Here is a 5,191-nt window from a genome sequence, read left to right as displayed (position 1 = left end):
AATTATTCCAATATTATTTTGAACATAAGAAGTGTAAGCTTCTACATCACTATAATCACCTAAATCAGCAGCTATATGCGCCAATATAATATATGCTTGAATGCGCCCAAATAATGAATTTTCTAGCTGGAATTGTGTACCACCAAAATAGTTTCCAGGTAAAATATTTTGCGGAGAACTTGAATTACTGCCATAATAAAAAGGAAGATCATTGATTACAGACAAAATATCTTGTTCAGCATATCGTAGCACTTTCTCTCTTGAAGAGCGCGGCAATGCTTTGAAATCCCCGTCATTGGAATTGGTCCATAAAGGGACGTCACCCCATATACGCGCCAAATTAAAATAGGCAAAAGCTCTTACCACATGAGCTTCCGCAATATCTACTTTGTTGTTTTGCTTAGTGTATCTGGCATCCGCTAAGCAACCACTAGATCTTTCTATAAAAATACTTGCGGCGCTGATAGCAGCATAAAAAGGTTGCCAATTCGACAAGTCCTGCAAAATAGGGTAAGAAGCACTGAGATTCCCACTAATAATGGCAGCCAAATCTGTTCTTGAAACAGATTTAAAGTCTCCATCTCTTAATTCTCCATAAAGCCAATAAGCGTTGTCTCTTGCATAGGCCGCCTTTAATAATGCATACATACCAAATACACCTGATTTAGCATCGTCATAAGACTTCCATTGAGTTTGATCGGTCGAGGCATGTGTTGATTGTACATCCAATGTTCTATTGCAAGAACCGGTAAGTACTGCAATTAAAGCTAACACCGCCCAATAGCGAGAAATAAAATATAAATTAAACCATCTGTGCTTCATTGTTATCTATTTAATACAATATTTCGTAATTATAATTCCAACTTAATACCTAAAATAAAAGTTTTGGGCATTGTCATACCATAACCAGTATAAGTACCGGTATAATCAACCAATTCTGGATTCACATATTTGTCATTTGTGAAAGAAAACAAATTGGTTGCCGATACGTATATCAAGGCTTTCGTAAATGTAGTCTTGAAAATTCCATGTTTTGCGCCGCTCAAATCGTAGCCAAATGATGCAGAACGCAGTTTCACATACGACGCATTTTGAATGAATAAATCCTGATATAAACGATAGTTTACCGCATTGCTAAAAGGATTGTATTGTGGATAATCATTCGGATTAAAAGTCTTTTGCCAATAAAATATCTCTTTAATCGAATTAATGTCGTTTCCACTCTCATTGTTGATAAAATTGAGCCTATTAGATACATCCGAATTTAAAAGCGATTGGCCCAAAGCATAGGTGAATTGAAAATTTAAATTGAATTTTTTATAATTTAAATCACTACCAAATCCTCCATATATAGATGGTAAATAATGTCCCTTTAATATCCGGTCATTATCGTCAATTACACCATCATTATTTTGATCTTTCCATATAGCATCCCCAGCCTTAAATGCATTTCCTGCAATACTCAAAGGTCTACCATTAACGGTCGGCACTTGACTGTCTGAAGTATAGACCCCTTTATTTTCTAACACCCAAAATGCATCAATTGGTGAGCCCACCTTTAATAGGTTGTTGCCGGAAATAATTTGCTGAACGCCGCCCGGTAGGGCTTTTAATACATTTTTATTATAACTCAAATTTCCATTAAGAGACCAGTTAAACCCATTTTGTATTCTACTTTTAATAATTTGTGCATTTAAAGTAAGATCAAGGCCTGTGTTATTCACTTTCATGCCATTTTCAAAAGTCGATGTATAGCCTGACTCTCCAATAGCCGGAACTGCCAACAAGCTATTCGTTTCATCGTTATTATACCAATCTAAAGATGCAGTCAATCGACCATTAAAGAAGCCTACATCTACACCAACATCTGTTTTGTTGCTATATTGCCAACCAATATTGTAACCAGTATAGCCTAAAGTATATGGACGAGACGTAATGGGTTTTTCTAAATAAGTTCCAATAGATGGATCTCCATTAAAACTTCCGTCTACCACATATTGAGGTCCCCCCTGGTACCTGTCGGTACTATAAGCCCTTCCTATTCTCCCATAAGATGCACGTAAGTTGAAACTGCTAAATGCGTTGCTATTCACTAATAGATTTCTCTTAATGTCCCAGTTAGCACTTACACTTGGTGTCGTAATCCATCTTAGGTTAGGCTGTACCGCGCTACTGCCGTCATGACGAAGCGTGAATGCCAAATTAAAGTAATCGTTTAGGGTGTATTTTACTTCCCCATAATAAGAAGCTAAGCGGATAATTTGGTTATCAGAATATGCATAAACGGTTGCTCCATATCCAGCATAAGATTCTACGTTTCCGTCTGAACCAATGTCGGCTAAAGGAACTTTTATAAAGTCATTAGGGGTATTATACCCAAATATATAATCGTAATGCCATTTATCTGACTGGTATTGTTGACCTGCCGTTAACGATATTTTCTGTTTTTGCGCTACCCCAAATTTAATGTCATAAGTCGCTGACGATTTTACAAAAAACCTTTGATCGTAGCCAAAGTAATTGGAGGTAAAATTATTGCCATTAATAAACGCAGAAGGGATGAACAAATCTCTAATGCCTTCATTATAATCGAAGCCCATCTGAGAAACCAAAGTAAGGTTCTTAAAATTAGCAGACAATCCGAATTGCCCACGGATGACATTATTTTTATTGTCGTCATTACCGACGTTGCCAAAAGCACCCAAGTATTGACTGTAAACATTTTTATTAGGAGGAAGCGGGGTCGTCAAATCGGGGAAGTAACGTACTTCTGCAAAACGATCCCTCAAATTCTGATTTCTTTGCCTTTGTAACCTGTTGGCATCGATTAAACCCGAAACATTTAGCCATTTTACTGGCGTCATATTGATAGCAAAATTTGCCCCGTATTTATCTAATCCCGTTCCATCCGCTGCTCCTTTATTTGATGTATTGTTGATGTTAAATCTAAAGTTAGCCCTTTTGGACCCGCCGGAAAGACTCATATTTATTGAGTGGACGGGAGAACTTTTAAAATACAAATCGTTCCAGTTAGAAGTTCCGTAATAATTTAGATCCGTTGAATCGCTTAAATAAATAGGGTAGGCTAATTTTTGGTCGGTCGTTGCATATTTTTGATAAAAGGGCTGCTCAAATGCATTCTGATAAGCCGCATTTGTGGTATAAATATTTGTAGGCGCTTGTACAAATCCATAATATGAGTTAATCTCAATCTTTCTCCTTCCGGATTCGGGTGTTTTAAGTATTATCCAAACTGCTCCATTGGCAGCATTTGGCCCGAGTTTGGCAAGAGTAGAGGCATCTTTTAAAATCTCAATACTTTCAATATTCGATGGATCAATGGAAGATAATAAATTGGTTGCTGGGCCAATTGGATTTATATCATATCCTTGAATATCATATACAAAAGGATTATCTTGAATAAGAGGTATGCCATTCACATAAACTGCAGGTTGGGCATCTGAAGCATTTCTATGATTCAAAATGGGCTGCGTAAGTCCTCTGATATACATCAATTCCTCCGTCCCGGGTTCTCCGCTTTCTTCCACTGAATAAATGCCGGCGGCACTTCCTTTTACATATTGCTGCACAGATATATATGGTTGACGTTCAATTACTTTAATGTCCACTTTATCTCTCATTCCTGGGATACTATCCACCATGCTGTAGGCATTTCTTTTAATCAAAGAATCTACCAAACCCTTTCCTCTTGCCATTGTATCAATGTTGGAAAGATCTTCTTCCTGTGGAACAGTATCGACTTTAATACTTACAGAAGTATCTGTTAGCTCTTTTTGTGTCTTATTGGCTTGAGCGTTTACCAATTGCGGCAAAGTAATTAATGCACAAATAAGAAATGTACAACATCCCATTGAGAGTCTTAAATTAAACAATTTGGCCAGCGACTTACGTATCATTCGTATCATTTGTTTTTGTAAATGATTAATAAATAAAATTTAATTATTGCTTTTTGCACCTATAGCGCAAATCAAAAAGATTATAAAATATGTAATACATAAAGTTGAATAAAACAATATCTAATCTTCATAAGCTATTTGTTAAACAAAGTAAAAGGAGATTTTGTTCAAAATTATTAATGCAAAAACATCATTTTCCTGAAATGCTCATAAACATTGACTTGCAAACGTTTGCACTATTTTTTTTCACAAGGAATAAAAGCATGAAAACGTCCCATATAGTTGTTAGTTTTATAAAATTTAAGAAAAAATCTACCTAATATTAACAGTTTATCGATCGAGATTTCATTGCAATTCAACCAAAAAATCGACAAGTGCGATATTTCAGTTAGTTCAATCTCTTTATATGCCCTCCTAGGATAGAATGTACACCCTTCGAGACTTTTATACTTTTAAAGCGCTTGCCCTGATGTATTCGACTTTTTAGTCGTCCTATATTTATGCTTTTACTGGCTGCCTTCAGCAAGATGCGGCCCAAAAGTGGGGTAGTTCGGCCATTGCAAAATATCTCCGGAATGGAACAATAGGCGATATCCCTTTCCTGCAATTCCCCCAGCCAAAATGAGTAATCCTCGCTCTGATGGATGGTCATTTAAAAGATAATGAAGCTAAACGTTCAGATTGTCATGGAAGCAGCAATAAAGAAAGATAAACATCTTGGAACAATGAAAAGCTGCCGCTGTTTCTAGTATCAGTTTTTCCACAGTATGTGATAATATTAGAGACCAGAGGGCTCGACGTCCATGCGGCTTATATTAAGCATCAGTATGAACCTTGAGTTATTTGTGAGTTTGATTGGGCAATGCCCAGATCAAGATAGCTGGCAAGGAGAAGAAATTATACCTGAAGGTATTTGGAAATGCTTTTTGTAATTATCGTTTTGCTTTACGGTATGAGCAAACGCGCGACCTGAGGTTTGAAATGCATAGCAGAGCTTTGCAAAGTCAACAAATATGTTATTGGCATAGTGGCTAATCACTAGAGTATGCCGGATAACTATTAGGTAAGAGGCTATCCATCAAATCTTACTGCTTTTGGATCAAGATCTCTTAGACGCAACGGGAAAAGTAGGATCAAACGCCAGCACCGAACAGTTTAACTGGCGTATTAGTCGCCAATCGGATACTGCGACGCAAACGCTGAGCACGGGGGTGAAATGGCCTTGCTGTAAGCCGCCAAAACATCAGAAACCTCGCTTTCAAAAATTCCAGAAT

Annotated in this window: 3 protein-coding genes; 1 reads left to right on the top strand and 2 read right to left on the bottom strand. The window is 37.0% G+C overall.

What is annotated here, in order from left to right; genetic code table 11:
• Together ACQR30_RS06255 and ACQR30_RS06250 are read right to left on the bottom strand one after the other, a co-directional pair.
• On the bottom strand, nucleotides 1-822 hold an 822-nt coding region (locus ACQR30_RS06255; protein ID WP_429732835.1), incomplete at its 3' end, for a RagB/SusD family nutrient uptake outer membrane protein.
• 29 nt (nucleotides 823-851) lie between these two features.
• On the bottom strand, nucleotides 852-3,917 hold the full coding sequence (locus tag ACQR30_RS06250) for a SusC/RagA family TonB-linked outer membrane protein (RefSeq protein ID WP_429732833.1): 3,066 nt from the start codon (nucleotides 3,915-3,917) through the stop codon (nucleotides 852-854).
• A gap of 1,094 nt (nucleotides 3,918-5,011) precedes the next feature.
• Between ACQR30_RS06250 and ACQR30_RS06245 the strand changes: the two genes are divergently transcribed.
• Nucleotides 5,012-5,191: hypothetical protein (locus tag ACQR30_RS06245; RefSeq protein ID WP_429732830.1), on the top strand; the 180-nt coding region annotated here is incomplete at its 3' end.

Source organism: Arachidicoccus sp., assembly GCF_050436765.1.
Taxonomy (GTDB): domain Bacteria; phylum Bacteroidota; class Bacteroidia; order Chitinophagales; family Chitinophagaceae; genus Arachidicoccus.
This window is presented reverse-complemented; position numbering and strand designations above follow the sequence as displayed.